This is a genomic window from Xenorhabdus sp. SGI240 (assembly GCF_040081915.1).
Taxonomy (GTDB): Bacteria; Pseudomonadota; Gammaproteobacteria; order Enterobacterales; family Enterobacteriaceae; genus Xenorhabdus; species Xenorhabdus bakwenae.
Genome location: NZ_JBEBMB010000154.1, coordinates 1 through 2,850, shown reverse-complemented (window position 1 = coordinate 2,850; position 2,850 = coordinate 1). Strand labels below are relative to the sequence as shown.

At 42.8% G+C, this 2,850-nt stretch carries 3 protein-coding genes; all 3 read left to right on the top strand.

Features of this window, described 5'->3' with window-relative positions; all coding sequences use genetic code 11:
• Window positions 1–9: 9 nt before the first annotated feature.
• From ABLA76_RS17815 to ABLA76_RS17805, 3 genes are read left to right on the top strand one after another with little or no spacing between them, the layout of a single operon-like run.
• A complete protein-coding gene (locus tag ABLA76_RS17815; RefSeq protein WP_348988930.1) occupies window positions 10–177 on the top strand; it encodes a hypothetical protein in 168 nt (55 codons plus the stop codon).
• Entirely contained in the window at window positions 170–1,246 is a 1,077-nt protein-coding gene (locus ABLA76_RS17810; protein ID WP_348988929.1) for a replication protein, read from the top strand. The genes ABLA76_RS17815 and ABLA76_RS17810 overlap by 8 nt, the downstream gene beginning before the upstream one ends.
• Before the next feature lies 1 nt (window position 1,247).
• Complete coding sequence (locus ABLA76_RS17805) at window positions 1,248–2,621, top strand: replicative DNA helicase (protein WP_348988928.1); 1,374 nt, start codon at window positions 1,248–1,250, stop codon at window positions 2,619–2,621.
• Window positions 2,622–2,850: the final 229 nt, after the last annotated feature.

Below are 2,850 nucleotides of genomic sequence, written 5' to 3'. Positions count from 1 at the left end.
TAATTATACATGAAAAATAAATTTAATCACAGTGCTGTGCATAAAAATAACCGGCGTGATCAGGTTGCTCGTTCTGTTACTGAGCAGGGAATAAAACGGATGCGGGAGGCTCTGGAAGATGCGAAGTTGCGCCTGGAACATAGCGAGGAACTGACAGAAGGGAAACGCCATGGGTAACGTTGCAAGAATGGCTGATTATCGACCTCGCCCTGAGGTTGCGGAGAGGAAAGTGGCTGATGTTGAAGACGGATACACACGGATAGCCAATGAATTACTGGAGTCTATAGCGAGTTCAGATCTTACAGCCAGACAGTTAAAAGTCATGCTGGCAATTATCAGAAAGACATACGGCTTCGGTAAAAAATCTGATCGTATTGCTGATTCTCAAGTAGCAGCAATCACAGGCTTATCCAGACAGAATGTGAACAAAGCAAAAAACGAATTAATTTCAATGCGTTTTTTGATTCCTGATGGTAACAAAATAGGCGTAAACAAAGCCACAACAGAGTGGGTTAATCAATCTAGAGACAGTGTCTCTAATTTGAAGACAAAAAATGTCTCTAAGTTAGAGACAGATGATGTCCCCAATCTAGAGACACACAAAAGAAATACTTTAAAGAAAAAAGAAAAGATCCCCCTTACCCCCACGGGGGAAGAAAATCTCGCTCTCGAAATACTGGATTATTTTAACCAACTCACCCGTTCCCGATTTCAATCAACAGATCCATTCCTGAAAGCGTTATCCACTGTGAAGAGCAAGGGTCAATGCTACACGGCTGATGAAATCAAACTGGTAATCGAGTGGGCGGTCACCCAATGGAAATATGGCGAGAAGTTGAAACCTGAAAACCTATGCCGCATGAGTCGCTTCGACGGTTATTTGTCTGACGCTATCAAGTGGAAAGAGAAAATAGACCGTAACCCTGTTGACTGCCCTCATTCGGAACTGATAACCCTCTGGAACAGCAAAATTTCTGCCCGTAGTGTTGAGATTCAGGAATGGACGCAGCGCAGACCAGCTTATCGAAATCTGGAATCGGTATGGAACGGCAAAACCAACAAAGGGAAATGGCGGGAGGTTCAGCATATGGCGACCTGCTTCGACCTGATCAGTCAGTCATCGCTGTTCGGCCAACTGGAAGACAAACCGTGGTTAACACTGGACTGGATACTCAAACCGGAGAACTGGTCACAGGTCTACGAGCAGGCAAAACGGGAACACATCGCACGACGCAACGGGGGTTAACATGGATAAATTTTCTGATATTTATACAGAGCGGGCAGTCATTGGTGGGATTTTGGTGGCTGGTAATGAGTTTGCTGATTTTGCTCTTGATGCGGTTGAGTCACTAACGGAAAAAGATTTCAGCTCCGTGACTCACAGGCTGATCCTGAGAGGGTTGAAGAAACTCAGTGCAACGGGCAGTAAATTTGATTTGGTATTGCTGAACAGCGAGCTTGAGCAAACGGGTGATTCCAATCATTGCGGTGGTTTTAGCTACATTGCTGAATGTGCTAAGCATGTTCCCAGCGTCCACTTGTTACCCAGTTACGTTGATAAACTCAAGCGATTATCCCTGACTCGCAACATGCTGTCTGTGTTGCATACCGGTATTGCCCGGATCACTGAGAGCGGTGTTAACGCTGTTCAGGATATTGCTGGGGATATTGAAAATCAGATATCCAATATCAATAGCGTTAATGACGGTGGAACCGCTCATATCATGGTGGGTGTTGAAGAGTCGATAGAAATTCTTGAATCGATGATCAATGGCGAAATCTGGAAACACAAAACAGAACTGGGTATGCCTGATATCGATAAGGCATTTGGTGGGTTTAATAACACAGATTTTATTGTGGTTGGCGGACGTCCGGGTATGGGTAAAACTATGATCAGCACTGCAATCACAAAATCAGTTGCATTAAAAAATAAAAAACCGGTGATGTTTTTCAGTATGGAAATGCCAAAAAACCAGATCTCCGAGAGGATTGCATTTCATCATGCACGTGTCCGAAAAGAGGATTTATTGGGGGAAAACTGTACAAAGGAAATGATGGATGTGGCATGGGGAAAACTGGCTCATGCACTGGATGATATCCAAAAATCACCGATATATATCAACGATAAAACATCTCAGAGTATTAACGAAATTCGCGCAGAAGCACGGAGAATGCACAAGCAGACTGGCGGTCTTAAGGTGATTATTGTTGACTATCTGCAAATCATGAAAATGTCGAACCCCGATAACATGAATCAGTCTGTCGGTGAGATAGCTACGGGATTAAAAAATCTGGCTAAAGAGCTTAAATGCCCTGTTATTGCATTGGCTCAATTAAACCGCAATCTGGAACAGCGAGGCAATAAACGCCCGATGAACTCCGATCTGCGTGAGTCAGGTGTGATAGAGCAAGTGGCTGATGTTATTTTCATGGTTCACCGCGATGAAAAATATAACCCCAATACGGAATTGAAAGGAATTACTGAGATTATCTGTACCAAATCACGTCACGCTCCCGGTGCTGAAAAATCGTATTATTTTACAAACGCGCACGGAGGGTTAGATCCGGCTGACCTCACCAGAATCAAGTCAGCTGAATATCAAGAAGATATTGAATTTTAACCCCACTATAAGGACTTTTGAGATGAAAAAAGCCAAAAAAGGAGCAAAGAATTCATTTATTCGAATATCAATAGCGACTTTTATTTTAACACCTCTCTCCATGGTGATTCTTCTCACGTTGCCTTTTTATCAATTAAACAAACTATCAAGTTATTTATTTAAGGTGGCTTATAAATTTGGGATAACTCACTATTTCGAAAGGATAAGGTAATGAAAATCAAAACGAGTG

Bases quoted from the DNA above. Each gene is read 5' to 3' on its own strand.
- ABLA76_RS17815 (WP_348988930.1), top strand. From the start codon at position 10: ATGAAAAATAAATTTAATCACAGTGCTGTGCATAAAAATAACCGGCGT.
- ABLA76_RS17810 (WP_348988929.1), top strand. From the start codon at position 170: ATGGGTAACGTTGCAAGAATGGCTGATTATCGACCTCGCCCTGAGGTT.
- ABLA76_RS17805 (WP_348988928.1), top strand. From the start codon at position 1,248: ATGGATAAATTTTCTGATATTTATACAGAGCGGGCAGTCATTGGTGGG.